Source organism: Roseateles albus, assembly GCF_028595345.1.
Classification (GTDB): Bacteria; Pseudomonadota; Gammaproteobacteria; order Burkholderiales; family Burkholderiaceae_C; genus Paucibacter_A; species Paucibacter_A albus.
In genome coordinates, this window is record NZ_JAQQXT010000009.1 from 66,291 (window position 1) to 87,755 (window position 21,465).

At 60.9% G+C, this 21,465-nt stretch carries 22 protein-coding genes; 9 read left to right on the forward strand and 13 right to left on the reverse strand.

Going from position 1 to position 21,465, the window contains the following annotated elements; genetic code table 11:
* The first annotated feature begins 16 nt into the window (after positions 1-16).
* The 9 genes from kduD to PRZ03_RS15160 all read left to right on the forward strand — a co-directional run bounded on the left by kduD (position 17) and on the right by PRZ03_RS15160 (position 8,842).
* Positions 17-778, forward strand: coding sequence for a 2-dehydro-3-deoxy-D-gluconate 5-dehydrogenase KduD (gene kduD / locus PRZ03_RS15120; RefSeq protein ID WP_273601084.1), 762 nt, complete (start codon positions 17-19; stop codon positions 776-778).
* 150 nt (positions 779-928) lie between these two features.
* Positions 929-1,816: a carbohydrate ABC transporter permease gene (locus PRZ03_RS15125; protein ID WP_273601085.1), complete on the forward strand. Its 888-nt coding sequence runs from the start codon at positions 929-931 to the stop codon at positions 1,814-1,816.
* Positions 1,813-2,688: a carbohydrate ABC transporter permease gene (locus PRZ03_RS15130; RefSeq protein WP_273601086.1), complete on the forward strand. Its 876-nt coding sequence runs from the start codon at positions 1,813-1,815 to the stop codon at positions 2,686-2,688. Before PRZ03_RS15125 ends, PRZ03_RS15130 begins: the two co-directional genes overlap by 4 nt.
* A gap of 16 nt (positions 2,689-2,704) precedes the next feature.
* Positions 2,705-3,841 carry an ABC transporter ATP-binding protein gene (locus PRZ03_RS15135; RefSeq protein ID WP_273601087.1) on the forward strand — a complete coding sequence of 379 codons (1,137 nt, stop codon included), beginning with the start codon at positions 2,705-2,707 and terminating at the stop codon, positions 3,839-3,841.
* An 8-nt stretch (positions 3,842-3,849) separates the two neighbouring features.
* Positions 3,850-5,169, forward strand: coding sequence for an ABC transporter substrate-binding protein (locus PRZ03_RS15140; protein ID WP_273601088.1), 1,320 nt, complete (start codon positions 3,850-3,852; stop codon positions 5,167-5,169).
* Between the two features lie 166 nt (positions 5,170-5,335).
* On the forward strand, positions 5,336-6,511 hold the full coding sequence (locus PRZ03_RS15145) for an oligogalacturonate lyase family protein (RefSeq protein WP_273601089.1): 1,176 nt from the start codon (positions 5,336-5,338) through the stop codon (positions 6,509-6,511).
* Between the two features lie 12 nt (positions 6,512-6,523).
* Positions 6,524-7,663: a pectinesterase family protein gene (locus tag PRZ03_RS15150; protein ID WP_273601090.1), complete on the forward strand. Its 1,140-nt coding sequence runs from the start codon at positions 6,524-6,526 to the stop codon at positions 7,661-7,663.
* 106 nt (positions 7,664-7,769) lie between these two features.
* Positions 7,770-8,570 carry a DNA-binding transcriptional regulator KdgR gene (gene kdgR, locus PRZ03_RS15155; protein ID WP_273601091.1) on the forward strand — a complete coding sequence of 267 codons (801 nt, stop codon included), beginning with the start codon at positions 7,770-7,772 and terminating at the stop codon, positions 8,568-8,570.
* A gap of 53 nt (positions 8,571-8,623) precedes the next feature.
* Positions 8,624-8,842, forward strand: coding sequence for a hypothetical protein (locus PRZ03_RS15160; RefSeq protein WP_263556718.1), 219 nt, complete (start codon positions 8,624-8,626; stop codon positions 8,840-8,842).
* Between the two features lie 1,312 nt (positions 8,843-10,154).
* Here the strand turns inward: PRZ03_RS15160 and PRZ03_RS15165 are convergent.
* From PRZ03_RS15165 to nrdR, 13 genes are all read right to left on the reverse strand, one after another.
* Positions 10,155-10,595 (reverse strand): acyl-CoA thioesterase, encoded by a 441-nt coding sequence (locus PRZ03_RS15165; protein ID WP_273601092.1) that lies wholly within the window; start codon positions 10,593-10,595, stop codon positions 10,155-10,157.
* 94 nt (positions 10,596-10,689) lie between these two features.
* Positions 10,690-11,916, reverse strand: coding sequence for a pyridoxal phosphate-dependent aminotransferase (locus PRZ03_RS15170; RefSeq protein ID WP_273601093.1), 1,227 nt, complete (start codon positions 11,914-11,916; stop codon positions 10,690-10,692).
* Positions 11,913-12,455 carry a transcription antitermination factor NusB gene (gene nusB, locus PRZ03_RS15175; protein ID WP_263535580.1) on the reverse strand — a complete coding sequence of 181 codons (543 nt, stop codon included), beginning with the start codon at positions 12,453-12,455 and terminating at the stop codon, positions 11,913-11,915. The genes PRZ03_RS15170 and nusB overlap by 4 nt, the downstream gene beginning before the upstream one ends.
* 26 nt (positions 12,456-12,481) lie before the next feature.
* Positions 12,482-12,955, reverse strand: coding sequence for a 6,7-dimethyl-8-ribityllumazine synthase (gene ribH / locus PRZ03_RS15180; protein WP_263535442.1), 474 nt, complete (start codon positions 12,953-12,955; stop codon positions 12,482-12,484).
* Between the two features lie 10 nt (positions 12,956-12,965).
* Positions 12,966-14,063, reverse strand: a complete 1,098-nt coding sequence (ribBA, locus tag PRZ03_RS15185) for a bifunctional 3,4-dihydroxy-2-butanone-4-phosphate synthase/GTP cyclohydrolase II (RefSeq protein ID WP_263535443.1) — start codon at positions 14,061-14,063, stop codon at positions 12,966-12,968.
* Between the two features lie 46 nt (positions 14,064-14,109).
* Positions 14,110-15,252, reverse strand: coding sequence for a bifunctional diaminohydroxyphosphoribosylaminopyrimidine deaminase/5-amino-6-(5-phosphoribosylamino)uracil reductase RibD (ribD, locus tag PRZ03_RS15190; protein ID WP_273601094.1), 1,143 nt, complete (start codon positions 15,250-15,252; stop codon positions 14,110-14,112).
* A gap of 6 nt (positions 15,253-15,258) precedes the next feature.
* On the reverse strand, positions 15,259-16,263 hold the full coding sequence (locus PRZ03_RS15195; protein ID WP_273601095.1) for a recombination-associated protein RdgC: 1,005 nt from the start codon (positions 16,261-16,263) through the stop codon (positions 15,259-15,261).
* A gap of 89 nt (positions 16,264-16,352) precedes the next feature.
* On the reverse strand, positions 16,353-17,597 hold the full coding sequence (locus tag PRZ03_RS15200) for a type IV pilus modification PilV family protein (protein WP_273601096.1): 1,245 nt from the start codon (positions 17,595-17,597) through the stop codon (positions 16,353-16,355).
* A 1-nt stretch (position 17,598) separates the two neighbouring features.
* Positions 17,599-18,897: a pilus assembly PilX family protein gene (locus PRZ03_RS15205; RefSeq protein ID WP_273601097.1), complete on the reverse strand. Its 1,299-nt coding sequence runs from the start codon at positions 18,895-18,897 to the stop codon at positions 17,599-17,601.
* Complete coding sequence (locus PRZ03_RS15210; RefSeq protein ID WP_273601098.1) at positions 18,894-19,628, reverse strand: PilW family protein; 735 nt, start codon at positions 19,626-19,628, stop codon at positions 18,894-18,896. The genes PRZ03_RS15205 and PRZ03_RS15210 overlap by 4 nt, the downstream gene beginning before the upstream one ends.
* 105 nt (positions 19,629-19,733) lie before the next feature.
* Entirely contained in the window at positions 19,734-20,225 is a 492-nt protein-coding gene (locus tag PRZ03_RS15215) for a type IV pilin protein (RefSeq protein ID WP_273601099.1), read from the reverse strand.
* Positions 20,226-20,341: 116 nt separating this feature from the next.
* Positions 20,342-20,899, reverse strand: coding sequence for a GspH/FimT family pseudopilin (locus PRZ03_RS15220; RefSeq protein ID WP_338109614.1), 558 nt, complete (start codon positions 20,897-20,899; stop codon positions 20,342-20,344).
* A 98-nt stretch (positions 20,900-20,997) separates the two neighbouring features.
* Entirely contained in the window at positions 20,998-21,441 is a 444-nt protein-coding gene (gene nrdR, locus PRZ03_RS15225; RefSeq protein WP_263535450.1) for a transcriptional regulator NrdR, read from the reverse strand.
* Positions 21,442-21,465 lie beyond the last annotated feature (24 nt).

Here is a 21,465-nt window from a genome sequence, read left to right on the forward strand (position 1 = left end):
CCGAAAGCCAAGCATCATGATTCTCGAAAACTTCCAACTCAACGGCCAGGTCGCCATCGTCACCGGTTGCAATACCGGCTTGGGGCAAGGCATGGCCCTGGCCTTGGCGCAGGCCGGTGCCGACGTGGTCGGCATCAATGTGACCGAACCGACCGAGACGCGTCAGCAAGTTGAGGCCACCGGCCGGCGCTTTCTGGACCTGCGCGCCAATCTGTCCGACATCAGCTGCATCGATGGGCTGATCAAAGAAGCGCTGACCTTGACCGGCAAGATCGACATTCTGGTTAACAACGCCGGCATCATCCGCCGCGAAGACGCGATCAAATTCAGCGAGAAGGATTGGGACGATGTCATCGACCTGAACCTGAAGACGGTGTTCTTCTTCTCGCAGGCCGCGGCCAAGCAATTCATTGCGCAGGGCAATGGCGGCAAGATCATCAATGTGGCCTCGATGCTGTCCTACCAGGGCGGCGTGCGGGTGCCGTCCTACACCGCGTCCAAGAGCGCGGTGATGGGCATCACCCGCGCGATGGCGAACGAATGGGCTTCGCACGGCATCAATGTGAACGGCATTGCGCCCGGTTATATGGCGACCAACAACACCGCTGCACTGCGCGCCGATGAGGGCCGCAGCGCCTCCATCCTTGAACGTATCCCGGCTGGCCGCTGGGGCTCACCGGAAGACTTGGCCGGCCCGGTCGTGTTCCTGTCTTCCAAGGCGTCCGACTATGTCAACGGCTACACCGTCGCCGTCGATGGCGGCTGGTTGGCGAGGTAGCCCACCCCCGTAGGCGCTGCGCGCCACCCCCTCAAGGGGGCGAACTCAGTGGCCCGGCGGAGCCGGTTCCACGAGTTCTACTTGAGAGGTCGGCTCCTACTGCTGCGCAGTGGGGCCTCCAAGTTGTTCCGTCGGAGACACGGTGACGCTATGTATGAAAACAAAAAACTAGGCTTTCTGTTCGTGCTGCCCTTTGTGTTGGGCGTGCTGGGCTTCAAGCTATTTCCCTTCGTGATGAGCTTCGCGCTCGGCTTCACGCAATACGATCTGATGGACCCGCCGGTGTTTGTCGGTCTCGACAACTATGTAGAGATCGCCAGCGCCGACCCGCTGTTCCGCAAGTCGCTGGGCGTCACGCTCTTGTTCGCCGTGCTGGCGGTGCCGCTGCGTGTCGGCTTCGCGCTCTTCATCGCCCATGTGCTGAACTACAAGCTGCGCGGCATCAACTTCTTCCGCGCCGCTTTTTATCTGCCCTCCATACTCGGCGGCTCGATCGCCACTGCGGTGCTGTGGCGCTTCATCTTCGCCAAGGAGGGTCTCGTTAATCTGCTGATGATCAAAGTGGGCCTGACGCCGATCGCCTGGCTGGCCGATGAGCATTACTCGCTCTGGACCATCGTGCTGCTATTCACCTGGCAGTTCGGCTCGGCGATGGTGATATTTTTGGCCGCGCTGCAGAACGTGCCGGTGTCGCTGTACGAGGCGGCCGAGATCGACGGTGCCAACAAGCGCCAGCAGTTCTTCCGCATCACCGTGCCGCTGATCACGCCCGTTATCTTTTTCAACATGATCATGCAGATGGTGCAGGCCTTCCAGGAGTTCAACGGCCCTTATGCCATTACCGAAGGCGGCCCGCTGCATTCAACCTATGTGCTGGCGCTGTACATCTATGACCAGAGCTTCCGCTACTTCAACCTCGGCTATGGCGCGGCGCTGTCCTGGGTCTTATTCGCCCTGGTCGGCGGTCTGAGTGCGATCTCGTTCTGGAGTTCCAAGTACTGGGTCTTCTACTCGGGTGAGAAGGAGACGTCCAAATGAGCGGCGCAAATAGTGATGCACCTGCGCTGATCCTGGGGCGCGACCAGGGCAATTCCTGGCTCCGCTACGTGGCGCTGTTTGCCGTCGCTCTGGTGATGCTGTATCCCTTGGCCTGGCTGATCGGTGCATCGTTCAAGAGCAATGTCGAGATCTATAGCGAAATCGGCTTCTGGCCCAGCCGATTCGACTTTGGCGCCTACGTTAAGGGCTGGAAGACCAGCACCGAGTACACCTTCGCGACCTATTTTCTGAACAGCTTTTTGATCACCATCCCGCGCATCATCGTGACGGTGATCTCCTGCGTGCTGGTGGCCTATGCCTTCGCCCGCTTTGACTTCTGGGGCAAGAAGTTTTTGTTCAGCATCATGGTCGGCACGATGATGTTGCCGCTGATCGTCTTGCGCCTGCCGCAATACCTGATGTTCCGCGAGTTCGGCTGGCTGGACACTTATCTGCCGCTGATCCTGCCCTCGGCCTTTGCCACCGACACCTTCTTTGTCTTCATGCTGGTGCAGTTCCTGCGCGGCATCCCACGCGATATGGAAGAAGCGGCCCAGATCGACGGCTGCAACGCCCTGCAACTGCTCTGGCACATCATCGTGCCTATGCTCAAGCCGGCCATCATTTCGGTCATCGTGTTCCAGTTCATCTGGACCATGAACGACTTCATGGGCCCGCTGATCTATCTGGCCTCGGTGGAGAAATACCCGGTTTCGCTGGCCTTGAAGATGAGCATAGGCGCCACCGAAGAAGTCGAGTGGGCCAGCGTGATCGCGATCTCGGTGGTCGCCCTGATCCCATCGGTGGCGGTGTTCTTCGCTGCCCAGCGCCATTTCATTGAAGGTTCCGCTTCAAGCGGAATCAAAGGATAAAGAGAGATACAACAACATGGCGCAGCTAAGCCTGAAGAAAATCGAGAAGGTCTACCCGAATGGCTTCAAGGCCGTGCACGGGGTGGACCTGGAAATCCGCGACGGCGAGTTCATGGTCTTTGTCGGCCCCTCGGGCTGCGCCAAGTCCACGCTCTTGCGCATGATCGCCGGCCTGGAGACCATCACCGGCGGTGAACTGCATATCGGCGGCAAGCTGGTCAATACCCTGGCGCCCAAGGCGCGCGGCATTGCGATGGTGTTCCAGAACTATGCGCTCTACCCGCATATGAAGGTCTATGACAACTTGGCCTTCGGATTGAAGCTCGCCGGCGCCAAGAAGGACGAGGTCGACCAACGCGTGCGCCATGCGGCCAAGCTGTTGGAGATGGAGCATCTGCTGGACCGCTACCCCAAGCAGCTGTCGGGTGGGCAGGCGCAGCGCGTCGCGGTCGGCCGCGCCATCGTCAAGAAGCCCGAGGTGTTCTTGTTCGATGAGCCGCTGTCCAATCTGGATGCCAAGCTGCGCGCTTCGATGCGGGTGCGCTTGACCGAGCTGCACCGCACGCTGCGCGAGTCGGGCCAGCCGGCCACCGTTGTCTACGTCACTCACGACCAGGTCGAGGCGATGACCATGGGCGAGCGCATCTGCGTGCTCAAGGACGGCGTGATCCAGCAGGTCGATACCCCGACCGCGCTCTATGACCGTCCGGCCAACGCCTTTGTCGCCAGCTTCATCGGCTCGCCGGAAATGAATATCCACCCGGCCACCCTGCAGGCCGAAGGCGCCGGTTTGGCCGTGCTGCTCGGGGGTCAGGTCTTGCCCTTGCCCGAGGCCAAGGCCCAGCGCATGCGTTTGCAAACAGGGCCAATCAAGTTCGGTCTGCGTCCGGAACATATCTCGGCCGAGGCGCGCCCGCAGGGCGACAGCTTCCCGGTGCCGGGGGCGCTGCGTTTCTCCGAGCACATGGGCAGCGAGGTGTTTGTGCATTTCGACATCGGCAACGTGCCCATGACGGCGCGCGTGCCAGCCGACCAACTCGGCAGCTTGGCCGGCAAGGCGCGCGGTGCGGCTCATACATTTCATCTGCAGCTCGGGTGCAGCCACTTGTTTGATGGCGCTGAAGACGGCAGCGGCGCCAACCTGCTGCTCTGAAGGTTGATATGAGCTTATTTGAAAGACGCCGTTCGCTGTTCGCGCTGGCCGCCGCCAGCTTGGTCGCTTTGGCCAACGCCCCAGCAAATGCCGCCGATGCTGCCGAGCCCACCGTCTTGCGCTTCGCCTGGTGGGGCGGCGGTGCCCGCCACCAAGCGACACTGAAGGCGATTGCCGCTTTCGAGCGCCAGAACCCTGGCCTTAAGATCAAGGCCGAGTACATGGGCTTCAACGGTTATCTGGAGCGCCTAACCACGCAAATCGCCGGCGGCTCCGAGCCCGACGTGATGCAGATCAATTGGGCCTGGATGGCCATGTTCTCCAAGCGCGGCACCGGCTTTACCGACCTGAATCAATACCGCCATGTGCTGGCGCTGAATCAGTTCAGCGAGCAGGACCTCAGCATGGGCATGGTGGCAGGCAAACTCAATGCCTTGCCGGTCGGCTATAGCGCGCGGATATTCCTGTGGAACAAGGCGGCCTTCGATCGCGCCGGTTTGCCTTTGCCCAAGACCTGGGACGAGTTGTTCGCCGCCGGCGCGGTCTTCAAGCAGCGGCTCGGCCCTAAGGCCTTCCCGCTGGACGGTGAGCTTTACGACATGATTCTGCTGTCGCAGGCCTATGTGCACCAGAAGCTCGGCACCGCCTATCTGGACCCCAAGCAGCCGCGCGTGGCGATGAGCCCGGCGGCCGCGCTGGAATGGGTGCAGACCTATAAGCGACTGGTCAACGGCCACACCGCCACACCGCTGCCGCTGCGCGCAAGCCTGGGTGGTGCCGAGAAGGCTACAGAGCAGCAGCAGGATTGGGTGGTCGGCAATTGGGCCGGCAACTACACCTGGGACAGCGCGATCTCTTTGCGCGCCAGCACGCTGGATGCGCAGCAAAAGCTGGCGCTGGGCGAGTTCTCGACCCTGCCCGGAGCGGCCAATAGCGGCATGTTCGGCCGTCCCTCGCTGATGTTTGCGGTTGGGCGCAACAGCAAGAAGGCTGAGCTGGCGGCGCGCTTCATCAATTTCCTGCTGACCGATCCGGAAGCCGCGCGCATCCTCGGCAAGACCCGTGGCGTGCCCGGCGCGCAGAGCCAGTTTGATTTGTTGGTGCGCGAGAACGCCTTGCCGCCGCTGGAGCTGCAGGCCCATGCGCAGATCCAGGCGCAAAAGCAGGCCGGGCGTATCGAGCTGCCGTCGCCGCTGTTCGAGCATGCGCGCATGCAAAAGTTCATGCGTGAGGTGTTCGAGACGGTCGCCTATGGCAAGACCACCGACGCTGAGGCCGCAAAACGTCTGGTCGAAGAGGGTAATGCCTTACTTAGGCGTATCAAGTAGATGCTGGCATGAATGACGAGAGAGGGCCGTAGAGCCGGAGAGTGAGCTGGGTGGCGAGCGGATGGCCGCAGCCGCCAATGGCTGCCACCTTCAGCCTGACGCTGAGGGTGGCCCATATTTTCTTGAAACTATTGATGTGCCGAGCAGGCAAAGAAGAGCAATCACCATGAGCAAATCAACGCAGCGACAAATGCAATTCGTGTCCCGCCAGGACCCCGATACCGGTGCTCGCGTGACCCGCCTGACGCCCTTGGATGTGACTTGTCATCGGAATTATTTCTACCAAAAATGCTTTACCAATGACGGCAGCAAGCTGATCTTTGGTGCCGAGTTTGGACCTGATATTGGTGATCCCGCGAGGCCGAACTGGAACTATCACCTGCTCGATCTGGAAACGCAGGTTGCCACCCAGCTGACCGACCAGGCGGGTGAAAACACCTTCGGGGGCTTCTTGAGCCCGGACGATAAATATCTGTACTTCGTGCGAGCCGAGCGGCAGCTGATTCGCCTGCATCTGAACAATCTGAGCGAAGACGTTGCCTACACCGTGCCCGCTGGCTGGGTCGGTTATGGGACTTGGGTATCGAACAGCAGTTGCACCCAGATGGTCGGCATCGAGATCCATGCCGATGACTGGTTTCCCTTAAGCGACTGGCAGAAGTTCCACGAGATGTTCCACAAGAAGCCGCGCTGCCGCTTGATCCGCATCGACCTTGCGACGGGCGAGCGCGAAGTGATCCTGGAGAAGGACGGCTGGCTCGGCCATCCGCAGTACCGGCCCTTTGACGACAACACGGTCGCCTATTGCCATGAAGGCCCGCATGACTTGATCGACGCGCGCATGTGGTTCATCAATGAAGACGGTAGCCATATGCGCTGCGGCAAGACGCATGAAAAGGGCGAAAGCATCACGCATGAGTTCTGGGTGCCGGACGGCTCACAGATGATGTTTGTGTCCTATCTGGAAGGGCAGACCGAGCGCTGGATCTGCACACTGGACCCGGTCACGCTGGTTTCGCGGCGCATCACGGCCATGCCGCCTTGCTCGCATTTAATGAGTAACTTCGACGGCACGCTGCTGGTCGGTGACGGCAGCGGCTCGCCGGTTGACGTGGCCAATGCCAGCGGCCATGAGATCCAGAACGACCCCTATCTGCATCTGTTCGATTTGAAGGCCGGTACGCGGCGCACCATCGCAAGGCATGACAGCAGCTGGCGCGTCTACAAGGGCAACCGTCAGGTCACCCATCCGCACCCCAGCTTCACGCCGGACCAGAAGCAGGTCTTGTTCAGCTCGGACGCCGAGGGTGAGCCGGCGCTGTACCTGGCCGACTTGGGCTGAGGCTCAAGCGCCATGCGAGCCTGGCTCTTGCTGATGACCCTGAGCGCCAGTGCGGCTTTCACCCAAGCCAAGGCCGAGCCCCGGCCGCAGCTCAGTGAGGCCGACGCCAGCCACCATCAGCGCGCCGACTACCTCGGCGATTGGCAGCCGCAGCCCTTGCTGGACGCGGTCCGCTGGCCGGCCGATTTCATCGTCGCGGCTGACGCCAGCGGCACGCATCGAACGCTGCAGGCGGCGATCGATGCCGTGCCCTTGGCCGGCGCCGGGCAGCGGCGTTACTTCATTCGCCTGCGGCCGGGTACCTACCGCGAAACCGTCTGCGTGCAGGACAAGGCACCCGTCAGCTTGTATGGCGAACCCGCGGATGCGGCCGCCGTGACCCTGGTCAACGGCAACTACAGCGCCAAGCCCAAGCGGGCCGGGATAGATGCGGCCAACGCTTGCGTGCCGAATCTGGCCGCCGCCACTTATGGCACTGCGGGCAGCGCCACGCTGAGCCTGTTCAGCGACGCGGTGCATGTGGCGCATCTGACGATCGTCAATGACGCGATGGATGGCGTGCGCGCGGGTGTCGGCTATCCGCCCCAGGTCGGGGAGGGCGGCGGCGCGCAGGCGGTGGCCCTGATGACGCGCGGCGACCGGCAGCAATTGCACAAGGTGCGCTTGCTCGGCCACCAGGACACTTTTTATGCCGCCAGTCCGGCGGATGCGCGCAAGCTTGCGCGGGTCTGGGTGCAGGCCAGCCTGATCGCCGGTGATGTCGACTTTGTGTTCGGCAACGCCCGGCTGGTGATCGAAGACAGCGAGATTCTCAGCCGCGCCGGTCGGCGCAGCCCAGGGGAGGGTGGCATCGTGCTGGCGCCCAGCACGGCGGCTGCTGAAGCGCTGGGCTTTTTGATTTTGCACAGCCGCTTCGTGGCGGAGCCCGGCTTGGCTGCCGGCTCGGCGGCGCTTGGCCGGGCCTGGGATCAGGGCGTGGCCAAGGGGGCCTGGCTAGCTGGCCAGTCGCCGAACGGCCAAGCGCTGGTGCGCGACAGCCAGCTCGGGCCCCATATTGCGCCCTGGGACCCGTCAACCTCGCGGCGGCCATTCGCTAACAGTGGTGAGCAGGCCAGTCGTCTCTTGGAGTACCGCAATCAATCACTACCCTGAGTTTTGGTCGGCTTGCACCCGCTCGGTGCAAGCCCTCATGGGGGCGGGCAACCGTTCAGAGATAATTCAAATCAATTGAAACGCTTTACCAAGGCATTTGGAACAAATGGACGATGAGTCAAACGATGCCAAGCAACCGGAATCGGTTGCGGCGGTACTGAAGGTTTTTGCGATCTTGCAGGCCTTGTCAGAGCGCAGCGAGACCGGCATTTCGGATCTGTCGGTGCGCTTGGCCATGCCCAAGGCGACCGTCTACCGCTTCTTGCAGACCATGATGACGCTGGGCTATGTGCATCAACAAGCCGACAGCGAGCGCTATGGCCTGACCATGCGGGCTTTCGAACTGGGCGCCAAGGCCTTGCAGTACCCGGATCTGGTGGATCTGGCCAAGCACCATATGCAGATGCTGGCCGACAAGACCGGCGAGACGGTTCACTTGGGCACCTTGATCGACAGCGAGATCATCTATGTGCACAAGATCGATTCACGTCACACGCTGGGCATGTATTCCAAAGTAGGGCGGCGCGCGCCGCTGCACAATACGGCAATAGGCAAGGTGCTGATGGCCTGGGAGCACCCGGAGCGGCGCGACCGCATCCTCGACGGCGCCGAGTTCAAGCGCTTTCGCGACAAAACCATTGTTGACCGGCAAGCGTTTTTGGTCGAATTGGAGCGCGTCAAGGCACAAGGGTTTGGCGAAGACCGGGAAGAGTTCGATGAACATATCCGCTGCCTGGGCATCCCGATTTTTGACAGGCTGAACCAGCCGATTGCCGGCATGAGCGTTTCCTTTCCGACCTTTCGCTATGACGAGGAAAAGGCGCCGGAAATCATTGCGATGCTGACTGCGGCCAGTCGCGATATCTCCACCAAATTGGGTTGCACCAAGTTCCCACTGGACCGGTAAGCTCGCTCGATTGCTTGGGATCCTGTCATTGCCGGAGTCCACGCCTGCGGGCCATGGTCTTTCACCCGAATAGCTCTGCTCGGCGCTCTTGCGCGCGGTCGACTGACAGCCCCGGCACCAGTCTGCTGCGGCTGGGCGGCGAGGGCAGTTGGTCGAACACGCCGACGGTGACCTACCAGCCGGTCATGGGCGACCGCTTCACCCAATCGCTGCTGCAGTCGGTGCCGCCGGCGGCCGTGATCCAGCTGATTCAGGGCAGCTGGCCGGTGTAGTTGGTGCCGTTGAGGTGCTTAGTTTCTGCTTGCGGGGTGCAAAGATTCTGCTACCGTCTGCGGCAATCGTTAACGTCGGCATGTAAGGTTCTTGGCAATCGCTGGAGGAGTGAGCGACTGGTCTTGTCTACCGCGAATGATTTCTAAGGATCGGTACCGCCTATTCGACGGTTCAAGCGTCGGACATTTGACCGCGGCCTATTGAGGCCGAATGAGTTGCCGACCTGAATGACCGCAGCACATTCGATACCCGACATCGGTGCAGCCAACACTGGGGCGGGTCAGTGACCGCTGAGTGGCAGGCACCGTGAGTCTGGCCCTTGATCGCCAATGGCTGCAGCCGCTGAATCGTTGACTTAAAGATCGGGACTTTGGATGCCCGCAATGGGCACACTGCTGCCGTAGATGACGAGGGAGCGAGCGGCTCCTATAGGGGCGACCGCGCCTATTCGACGGGTCAAGCAGCAGCCATTCGGCTCCGGTTGGCCGACGATTTCGTGAACGGCTCCTCTGAATGACTGCAGCACATTCGAGACCCGACATCAGCGCCGCAATATCTGCTGCGGGTCAGTGACTTCTGGGTGGCCGGCACCGTGAGTTCGGCTCTCAACGGCCAATGACCGCAGCCTCTGCGGTGCCGCCGTTTGCAATTTCGCTGTTCATCCCCGCAATGCACGAAACGGGACATTGAAATTCTGGCTTGCCCAACCTTGGATTGCTCAATGCAGAGGACTTCTCGGACGTAGCTGGATTAAGTTTTCCAACCCTAGATTTCACTTAGCCCAATTTCCATTGCCCGCGCATGTATGAAACTGCCGTCACCTGGCCAAAAGGCAAGGTCGTCAATCGCTACAGGCGCTCCGATGTATAAACCCCTCTGGGGCGATTGGGTGATTTGAGAGCGCGAGAACTTGTGACGTTCAAGACAAACATAACCTTGAATTCACTGACCGAAGCGGCGTAGGAGAAATCCAACAGCGAGGCAGTTGAAGAAATGCCAAAAGCCAAGAAAAAATTTCCTCCCAAGACAACCAGCCGATCGCAGAGACGAAGTGGGTGTCATGAGCCGGAGCTCAAAAGCAAGACGGGCTGCAAGGTCCAAAAGATGAACACGCGGCCTTCGGGATACGACAAAGCAGTTTCGAATATGCGCAGGGGAGGGGCCTCCGGCGGCCTGGCAGGGGCCTCTAGAAAACTCAATTCAAAGCCCGGCGCACCCAACTTAAACTAGCGGCCGTATTTGAGCAACCGTTGCACCCCATCGCACCGAGCTTAGCCCGCTTCAGGTTCATACCCGGACAAGGGAATACTGTTAACCCAACGAACCGAATGATTCTAGAAGTTCAGGCAGGATCGTAGGCCGACCTCGTTCATTCAAGGCTGCGCCAATCACGACTGCGTTCAACATCAACTTGTTGTCCGGCAAACGATAGATTGACTGATTGAATGCGAGGCGGAGCCGTCCCTTTCGTTCAAACGCTGTCCGAACAACAAAGGAATCTCCGCTTGTCAGAGATGCTTTGAAGTCGGCCTCGATGCGGGTCACAACCAAGTCAATGCTGCGCTTGGCCAGTTGCGCAAAGCTGATGCCCAAGCTTTGAAGCAACTCATGCCGAGCATGCTCCAGGTAGTTGAGGTAAACCGCGTTGTTGACGACTTGCCCCATGTCGCATTCGTAGTCACGAACCTTCAGCTCAAGGTCCATCTCTGCATGCGGTGCCGGCAGTCTCTGCTCGGATTTATTGGTGTCCATACCATCTCATCACGCTGCTAGCATGTCCATACCCCCAACACGCTCGTATCGGTGTCCTCCCAGTAAACACGCATTTCCCGCTTGAAGATGTCTGTCATGTTCGGGCCGCCAAAAACGAGCCCAGACGCTCCACTGCTTCTTGCAGATCGGCCATGCTGCTGGCGAAGGACAGGCGCATCCATGACTCGGTGCCGGCGCGGCCAAAATCGCGCCCCGGGGTCAGGGCGAGCTGAGTTTTATTCATCAGCTCAAAAGCAAAACCCCAGCTGTTGGCGCAGACATCGGAGCAGTCAAACCAGACATAGAACGCACCGTCCGGTATGACGGGCACTTTGAAGCCCAGCGCCTGCAAGGCCGGCACTATGAAGTCGCGGCGCTCGCGCAAGGTTTCGCGGCGGCGTTCGAACTCGGCCAGCGAGGCCGGCTCAAAGCAGGCCAGCGCAGCATATTGCGCGATGCTGGATGCGCAGATGAAGAGGTTTTGCGCCAGCTTCTCCACTGGTGCCACCAAGTCCGGCGGCAGCACCAACCAGCCGAGCCGCCATCCCGTCATGCCGAAGTACTTGGAGAAGCTGTTGACGGAGATCACGTCGTCCCCAAACTCCAAGGCGCAGCGTTGAAAGCGTTCGTCGTAGCTCAGGCCGAGGTAGATCTCGTCCACGATGGTCACGCCGCCGCGCGCGCGCACGGCTTCGATGATGGCTTGCAGTTCATCAGGCGCAATCGAGGTGCCGGTCGGGTTGCTGGGCGAGGCCAGCAAGACGGCGCGGCTTTGACCTGCGTCGTCGTTTTCTGCTTGCGTGCTACTCAAATCATCCCAGGCCGCGCAAACTTGGGCGCTGCTGGGCTGAAAACGCTGCTCCGGGCCGGCGGGAAGCAGCACCGCATGCGCGTCGGCAGCGGCCACAAAGTGGCGGTTGCAGGGGTAGCAAGGGTCGGGCATCAGCACCCGGTCGCCGCGCTCGAACAAGGCCAAGCAGAGCAATTGCAAAGCGGCCGAGGCGCCGGCGGTGATGACTATGCGCTCGGGCGAAATATTCAAACCAAAGCGTTGCAGATACCAAGCCGACAAGGCCTCGCGCAGCGCGGGTAAACCGGTGGCTGCGGTGTATTGGGTCAGGCCGTCTTTGATGCAGGCCTGGGCGGCGGCTTGGACGGCGGGCGCCGCCACAAAATCGGGCTCGCCGATATTGAGGTAGATCATGCGCCGCCCGCCCAGGGCAGGGTCGCACAAGGGGCCTCGGGCAATTTCCGCAGCCGTCTTGGCGCATTCCATCACGTAGAAAGGCTCGATCTGGTCGAGCCGGCCCGCCAGCTTCATTTCAAGGTGTCGGGCGCCACGGCAGCAGCGGTGTTGGTCTTGGCGCTGCGGGCCGCTACTTCCACGGGCCGCAGATCGACGGCCGAGCGGTCGAGCACACCATTGACGTATTTGTGCCCGTCGGTGCCGCCAAAAGACTTGGCCAACTCGACCGCTTCGTTGATGACGACGCGGTAGGGGATGTCCATGCAATGCTTGAGCTCGTAGGCACCAATCATCAGCACGCCATGCTCGATCGGCGAGAGTTCGGTGGTCTTGCGGTCCACATGGCGGGAGAGCACTGCATCCAGATCGGCCGCTTCAAGAATGCAGCCATTGAGCAAGGCGTCGAAGTGCGCGCGGTCCACCTTGTCGAACTCATCCAGTTCGCGCATATGGGCGTCGATGGTGGCCACATCGTCACCGGTCACCAGCCATTGATAGAGTCCTTGCAGTGCGGCTTCCCGCGAGCGGCGGCGGGCCGACTTGGCCTGCGGGCGCTTGCTCGCTGATCTGTCGCTTGATTTGCTTGCTGTTTTTGCAGCGGGCTTGGGGTCCATCTTGGCGTCGGCCTTGGCGTTGTTGCTCACTGCAGTTCTTCCATCAAATTGGCCATCTCGACCGCCACACGAGCCGCATCGCGGCCTTTTTCCTCGGCGCGCGCCCAGGCTTGTTGTTCGTTTTCAACCGTCAAAATTGCATTCGCAATCGGGATCTGGTTGTCCAGAGAGACCCGCGTGACAGCCGCACCACTCTCATTGGCGACCAACTCGAAGTGGTAGGTCTCGCCGCGAATGATGCAACCCAGTGCAACCAGGGCCTCATAGTCTTCGCTGTCAGCCATTGCGTTGAGGGCAATAGGAACCTCCAGCGCGCCGGGCACAGTGACGTGGCGGATGTGGTGCTCGGCCACACCCAGCAGACGCAGCTCGGCAATACAGGCCTCGGCCAAGCGGCTGGTGATGGCGTCGTTGAATCTTGCCTGCACGATGCCGATGCGCAGGGTCTGCCCGTCCAAAGCGGCCTGCGATTTGGGCACGCCTTTGTCAGATGCTTGCATGTGCTCGTCCTCAGTTCTTGTTGTTTGGGGCCACGAAGCCGGTGACCTCCAGCCCATAGCCGGTCATGCTGGGCATGCGCCTGGGGCTGCCGAGCAAGCGCATTTTGTGCACACCCAGATCACGCAGAATTTGGGCACCGACGCCATAGGTGCGCAAGTCCATGACTTTGGGCGCGGCTAACTGCGGCTTTGCATTCAGGCGTGCCAGCAGGCCGGCGGCTTCTTCGCCACAGTTCAGGAGCACGGCCACGCCTGCCGGCGCGCGTTTGAGCTCAGCCAAGGCTTGCGGCAGCGGCCAAGCATGGCTGTTGCTGCCGGCGTCGAGCAGGTCAAGTACCGATAGCGGCTCATGCACGCGCACCATCACATCATCTTCGGCCGTCCAGCTGCCGTGGCTCAGTGCCAGATGAACGCCGCCGGTGCGGTCGCTGTAAACGGCGCAGCTGAACTCGCCTTGCGGTGTGAGCAGCGGCCGCTCGGACAGGCGCGTGACCAGCGACTCATTGCGGCTGCGATGTTCGATCAGCGCAGCGATCGTGCCAATCTTGAGGCCATGTTCTTTGGCGAACTCGATCAAATCCGGCAAACGGGCCATGGTGCCGTCATCCTTCATGATCTCGCAGATCACGGCGGCCGGCTCCAAACCGGCCATGCGGGCGAAGTCGCAGCCGGCCTCGGTATGACCGGCACGCATCAAAACGCCGCCGTCCTGCGCTTGCAGCGGGAAGATGTGCCCGGGTTGTACCAGGTCGCGGGCCTCGGCTCCGCGCGCCACGGCCGCTTGTACGGTGCGCGCGCGGTCGGCTGCAGAAATGCCGGTCGTCACGCCGGTGGCGGCCTCGATCGAGACCGTGAAAGCGGTGGCGTGCTTGGTGCCATTGCGGCTGGCCATGGGCGGCAGCTGCAAGCGTTCGCAGCGTTCGCGCGTCAGGGTCAGGCAGATCAGGCCGCGGCCAAATTTGGCCATGAAGTTGATGGCTTCCGGGGTGACGTGCTCGGCGGCTAAAACAAGGTCACCCTCATTTTCGCGGTCTTCTTCGTCAACCAGGATAACCATACGGCCGGCAGCTAACTCGGCGACCAGCTCGGAAACAGGTGATATGGGCATAAACCCGATTGTAAAGGGCGGCGCTCAAGGCTTTGGCATTGGCGGGCTAATCTCGACGCGGTCTGGCCCGAAGGCGCAGGTCCTCGCCAATCATGCTGCAGTCTAGCCAGCGCCAAGACTGCACCTCTTGCAAGGACTCGAAGGGCCCGAGTGCGGCCATCTCCAAGCCTGGCCCCAGCAGCTTGGGCGCCATATAAACCAACAACTCGTCGACCAAACCTTCACGCAGCAGCGAGCCGTTGAGTTTGTGACCGGCTTCGATATGCAGCTCGTTGACGCCGCGTGTGCCGAGGTCGCGCAGCACGCCGGCGAGGTCCACCTTGGCCTTCGCACCCGCTATCTCGATCAGCGTGGCGCCGCCGGCGCGCAAGGCCTGCGCGTGCGGCGCTTGCGTCTGGGGATCGATCGCGCAATAAATCAAGACCTCGCCGGGCGGGGCCAGCACCTGTGCGTCGACCGGGGTTTCCAGGCGTGAGTCGATGACGACGCGCAACGGTTGCAGTGCAGTTGGCACCAGGCGAACGTCCAGCCTGGGGTTGTCATCTCGCAAGGTGCCAATGCCGGTCAGGATGGCGCCCGCGCGGCGGCGCCAAGCGTGGCCGTCGCTGCGCGCCGGGCTGCCGGTGATCCATTGGCTGCGCCCGTTCAACAAGGCGGTGCGGCCGTCCATCGAGGCGGCAATCTTCATGCGCACAAATGGCAGCCCGGTCTGCATGCGGGAGAAGAAACCGATATTCAGTTCTCGGGCCTCATCGGCCAGCAAGCCCACGCTGGTCTGCAGGCCGGCCGCAGCCAAGCGAGCCATGCCCTGCCCAGCAACTTGCGGGTTAGGGTCCTCAATGGCCGCCACCACGCGAGCGAGGCCAGCACCGATCAAGGCCTCACAGCAGGGCGGGGTGCGGCCGTGATGCGAACAGGGCTCGAGCGTGACAAACGCAGTGGCGCCCCGCATGAGCACACCTTGCAAGTCTGCGCCGCGCGCCTGTGCGTCGCGCAGCGCCATCACCTCGGCATGCGCAGCGCCCGCCGCTTGGGTATGACCGCTGCCCAGCAGCCGTCCGTCCGTGGCCACAATCACACAGCCGACGCGCGGATTGGGGTCGCTCAAACCGATCGCCCCTTCGGCCAGCGCCAGCGCGTGGCGCATGGCACTCAAATCATCGGCAAAGTAGATCGGGCTGTCGTGCATGAAAGCTCAGTCCCAGGGCGCCGGTTCGGCATCGGCAAGCGGCTGTTGCGGCGCAGAGTCCTGCGCAGGAACGCTAGGCCTTGCAGGCTGTTCAGCCAGGGCCGCGCCGGCCGCCAAAAAGTCATGCTCACCGCCCAGGCCGTCGATCAACTCGGGGATCAGCTTGCACAGCTCGCCGGTCGCGATCGCTGCATCGGCGTCAAAAGCCTCGTCCTTGTCGCCCGATTCACGGCCCTCGAACACCACATCCAAGAAACTGATTTTCTTGATCTGCAAGGTGTCGGTGAGCATGAAGGACACCCGATCACGCCAGCTCATGGCCAAACGTGTCGGCGACTTGCCGCCGGTCAGGTGTTGGCGCACCTCTTCAATGTCGAGTGAGTGGCGGGCATAACGCACCACCGACTTCATCTCGTCCACGCTCTTGAGCTCGCACTCGCGGTCGATCGTGAAGCCTTCCGGCGGCACGCCGTCCATCAGCCATGCCGCCATGCAACTGGCGGGTGCCTCGGCGGTCTGAATTAGATGCAGATTCAGACCGGGCAACTCCTTGATCAGCAAGGTCACCACTTCTTCGGCCCGGCCGGCGCTGCCGGCGTCGATCATCAGCAGGTGCTGTGCCGGTGCAATCCAGACCCGAATGGCGGACTGCTTGGTAAAGGCCATGGGCAGCAGTTCCAGCGTCGCTTGCTCTTTCAGATCCTTGGTCTGCTTTTTGCCAGGTTTGCGGCCGGTTTCGGCTTCGATGCGCTCGGCCATTTCATCGGTGCGGCGTTTCACCACCGAACTGGGCAGCACGCGCTGTTCGATCATCAGCTTGAGCAGCCAGTGGCCGCCAATATCCTCGATCAACGGCGCATGTTCGATGCCACGAGGTGGCGCCCAACCCATCGACTGCTGTTGGGTCGCGCCGGTTTCAACGAAGGTCGTCTTGGCCAGGCTGTCTTCGATTTGTTCGATCGTGGGCTGCCAGTCAAGCCCTACGCGGTACACCATCAAGTTCTTGAACACTGCAGACAATCCTTGTTCACTGAACCCGCTGTCGTCGTACAGCGGGCAAAGCGTGGATTGTCACTCAGTCGGCGCGAGCTTCCCGCAGATCAGGGTTGATGCAAGACGGTGGCCGTGTTGCTGAAGTAGCCGGCAGCTGGATTGACTGCATGGCCGGCGGGGCAACTCTCGCTCGCCTTGATGACCAGAAAGTTTTGCCGCGTCAAGGCCGTGCTCACATTGACATAGTCCGCCGGATGCTCGGCGTTGGAGATGCTGCCGTTGCCGTCATAGTCTGCCGAATAGCGACAAATTCGGCGCTGATTTGGGTCTCCATCGGCGAGCGGCAAGCCCGAGAGATTGAGGCGCGCCGACCAAACCCGAGGCAGCGAATTGTTGGGGTAGACAGCGCAGTGGTAACTGATGACGGTGCCTGCGCTTGCTATTACTTCGGCGCTATCGTCATAGCACTCGTGCGAAGGTGTTGATGCGCTGGGCACGAGGCCCGCATCAAGTGCCTGGGCCGGACTGCCGGGTGCACTGGAATCGGGCGGGGTGGTGAGTGAGAAGCGCACGAAACCGCTGAGCAAATAGCCAAAGGTATTGTTGCTGCATGCCGCCACATCTTCCTTGCTTAGGCCTGTGGCCAAAGTGCCCATCGCGACCGTGCATTTGCCGATGATGACGCCGCTCAGGTTGTTAAACACCCAGGCGACGGTGTCTTGGCGTGTTGGTACGAACACGCTGTTGCCATTGCCCAAATCATGGGCGCTGACGGGAATGCTTGCTTCTCGGCCGGCCGGGCCTTGTACGGTGAGGGCGGTGGGAGCCAAGGTCAGCGCCGTGCTCAAGCCGGGGTCCGCGCGCGAAATGATGCTGTCGATCAGCACAAATTGGGCGCTATTGGCCCGGTCCACCCAGTCAACCCGGATTCTGACCGCAGTTTGAGCTGACTGGTTCTCCGCCCAGGGTGTGATGACGCGGCTCAGGGAAAAAACAGCATTGCTGTTCGGATCGCCGGCATTGGTGTTGGGTGCCTGTGTCTCTATGTCGGTATAAGCCAGCACCCCTGCTGCCGGATTGGCCGGGTCAGGGTGAGCCAGCAGCGAGTAGGTTCTTAAGCTCTCCATCTCTCTTTGAGCCAGTCGAATTGCCTCGCCGCGTTGCTTGGACAGGTCGGCGCCGCGACGCAGCTTGCCATGCAGCCCGGCCAGCGCCAACATGCCGACCGCCATGATCAGCAGTGCCACCATGGCCTCGATCAAGGCGACGCCACCGTCAAAATGCCTGCTGCTATTGCCGCTGCGACAGCTGCGAACGCACGTGCTGCTGCACTTGGACCAGTGCTTAAACATTTCAGTTCCACCAACTCCCCTGAACCCGTACAAAACTGCCAGCACGGTTCTTCAGCTCGTCCATCACGCTCGTCTGGTACCAAATGTCGACGGTGCCGTCGACGGTTAAATCACCGTCCACCAGCATGGCACCTTTCAACAGGGCCGGCTGCCCGGAGCTGTTGGTCCAAATGGTGTTGCCGCGCGCGTAGAGCAGGCCGGTCAATTCCAGGCCCGCGTCGATGCGAACGGGACCCTCGGCAATGATGAGCATCGGGCTGGTGGCAGACCCCAAAACAGTGGCGCTCAAGATGTCGAGCGAACCTCTGACCCAGGCAAGCCTTGTGCCTTTGGCGTAGGCTGCGGCCAAAGCTGGCCCGCAGTCTCCCGAGCAAGTGACCTGGCGCATCGCGGGTTGATTCACATAGCGCTTGAGTGACATGCCAAAAAACATCTTGAACATTTGCTCCGGGGAGGCTGAGGCCAAAACCGGGTCGGCGAATATCAAGCCCTGTTGGACGGGGGTACCCGGCAAACTGTCAAGGCGAGTTTCCAGCAAATTGGGAACAGCATCGTCACTGGTCAAGAGCAGCAGGCCGTTGCTGATTGCTTCGCTGTTGTGCAGCCCTATTCCGTTTGTGCCCAAGTTGATGCTGCCTTTGACGGTCAGGGCAGTGGCGGGCGGTACTTTCAAGGCACTGAGCAGTGCGGCGTCCAGTTGAACGACCGAGCGGGCCAGCGCCATATCGCTGGACATGGCGTCAGCGTCGCAGTTTTGCGCAATGCTGCTGGTGCATCCGGCGGATTCAATGCGCAGATTGCCGGCTCGATTGGCGACGGGCGAGATCAGGCTGACCTTAAAGCTGGGCTGCATATTGCCTGCGCTGGCCGGGGCTGCAGCTGCAGACCAAGTCCCCGTCGGGCAGTTGCAGGCCCAACCCTCTTGTGCTTCAGTGCGGACGCAGTCAGCGACGATTTTCCTGGTTGCAGTGCCGGGCGTGCTCACAATCGCAGCGGGCAGGATATCTCGGCTGGTGGACGAAATAGTCAGGTAGCGGTCGCGAAATCGATCGGTTGCGGAGTTGCTGGCCAAGCAGGCTTGATCAATTTTGAGCCCATTGAGCATGCCGAGCGTCCATTCCGCACCGGCCTCCGCAGCCTCCAGAGACACCCCGGCACGGTAGTAGCTACTCGCAATGCGTTGCTCGAAAATCACGTTTCGACTGGCGTAGGCCGCCATCATGGCCATGATCAGAAACAGCACCATCACGACGACAAGCGTGGCCGCGCCACGCTCGTCTCGGCACGTTTGCGCCGTCATGGACAGGCTCCGATGAGCTGATCATTGCGAACCCGGCTCGTCAGCTTGATGGTTCGTTCCACCCTGCTGTCATGGAAGGCGTGGCCCGTCAAGCTGATGTCAATGCGGCGAAGGCTTTGCTTTGGGGGGCAGGTCGTGCTGCTGGCTGGACATGCCGTACTGCACAGATCCTCCAAGATGATTTGCTGTTCACTCAGGTCCACGTCAAAGGCGGTGATGACCAAGACATTGACGTCGGTCAAGGGTTGCCATCGGTCACCGATGCGGAATTTGAGAATGCCGCCGTCTTCGATTTTGAATCCGAATTTTTCGGTGCTTGAACTCATCAAATTGTCTTCAGGGTCGGCAATGGCGACGCTGGTCGACCGGTTCCTGTCCTTGTGGCGGGAATAGCTGTATTCCAGGACCGAACTTCCACTGTCCGTTGTCAAGCTTGTTGCGGCATAGGCGTTCGCTACCGGCGCCGCTGCTGCGCCGGGTGACCACACCCCATTCTGAGGCGCTGCCCATGAGCCAGCGCGGCGTAAATCTCGCAGCATCAGATCGGCAGCGGCCCTGAGGTCTTGCTGCACCTGGGTCTCCAGCGTGAGTCGCCTATGCTCCGCGAGCTGATTGGTCATCATCACGCTGGCACCTGCCACCACAATCATGCCGATGGCAATGCCCACCATCAACTCCACCAGGCTGAAGCCGCAGTTGGCTTGGTGGCGAACGCGTTTTAAGTGGGGCATGCCGGGACTCCGCTGAAATTGCCACCTACCGGCCCAGCAAGATGTCGATGATGGCGCGGACGACCAGCACTTCTACATGCGTGACCACCCGCGAGCGATGCAGATTCATTTTGGCCAGCATTTGCTTGAACTGTCTTGGTCGTTGCTGTCTTTGGCCTCGTAGAAGAGGCTACCGCCATCCATGCGAATCGACAGCGTCTTGCAATCACTGTCACTGCTTTGAGGGCTGGCAGAGTCGGGGATTGCCTTGGCGATATAGCCAAAATTGAAACTGACCGGATCACGCACGCCTGCTACGCTGAGGGTGTAATGCCGGCTAGGCGATTGAGTGCCTAAACTCAGCTCATCATCGCCCAATGAAGAGGCGTAGCTGCCGCGATTGCTGCGCCAACGTTCTTGCGCTTGCGCAATACCCGATAAGGCATTGATCGCGTCAGCGCGGCGACCCATGGCAACTTGCTTTTGATATGCGGGCAGGGCGACCAGGGCCAAGATGGCCACAATGACCATCACGATCATCAGTTCGATCAAGGTAAATCCCGTCGCTGCGGGAGCTGCTTCGCTTCGATCGCGGGTTGCAAAGCAAGTTTTGGACATTGCTATTCCCATGCTGCGATTATGAAAATTTGGTGCCCGGCTGAGGCGGCCTTACCTCGCCGTTTGTCCTTGGGAAATGGCCTTTTATCGTGTTCCCCTAATTCAAGGGGGAGGGTTCAGCAGCGGGGAAATCGGCGCAATTCAGCGCTGGGCGAGCAAGTCCGGACCCGGCCGGCAATGCTGACCACATGGCGTATGGTTTCGCCGTTTGCGGCGCTGATGTCTATGCTGCCGGTACTGGTCACTGCGCCTTGCCGCGCTTGAAAGCTCATATTGCTGACATTGGCTCGGACGGCTATGTTCTGAGTCGAAGGAGTCCACTCGAGCTTCAAGACCTGTTGGCTCGGGGCGCAAACTGAATGGCCGTCGGCCTCGCACTGGCATTGCCCAGGGGAGCCTGTATGCAAGATATAGCAGCTACCCCCAGGATGGCGGCTGAACCGCAGTTGCACGGCATCGGCCCGGCTGACAGCCTGGCTGCGCGCTTCTTGGAGATCGGCCATCATGGTCTGGGCCACCAATTCAAGACGCTGGCGTTGTCTGAGTTGATCCAGCGCGGGCAGCGCCATGGCCATCAAAATGGCTGTGATGGCAACACACACGCAAAGCTCAGTCAAGCTGAAACCGCGGCAAGTGGAGGGCGTGCTGGGCAAGGGGAGCATGGCGGGCCTCATGTGCTCAGTTGAGGTCTGAGCACAATTTAGGCCGCAGTGGCGCGGACTTCTGTCCTACTCGCGGGGGATGGGGTGGCTGCGCATCCCCCATTGGGGGGTCAAATCTCTCGAATCAGTTGCCGGAATTCATCGACATCTTCAAAGCTGCGGTAAACCGACGCAAAGCGCACATAAGCGACCTTGTCAATTCGTTTGAGCTCCCGCATCACAAGTTCACCGAGTCGGGTGGAGGGCAACTCACGCGCCCCACTGGTCAAAAGCGTTTCTTCGATCTTGGCCAGTGCAGCATCGATTTGTTCAATGCTCACAGGTCGCTTGCGCAAAGCCAACTGCATCGAAGCGCGAACCTTTTTCGGATCGAAATCGGCGCGCGTGCCGTCTTTCTTCACCACCACAGGCAGAGCGATTTCAGCGCGCTCATAGGTGGTGAAGCGCTTGTCACAGCCCAGACAACGACGCCTGCGGCGTACCACATCGCCCTCGTCCGACTCGCGCGTCTCGGCAACTTGCGTCTCGGTGTGGCTACAGAATGGGCATCGCATGGGCTGTGCGGGCGAGGCTGTTCA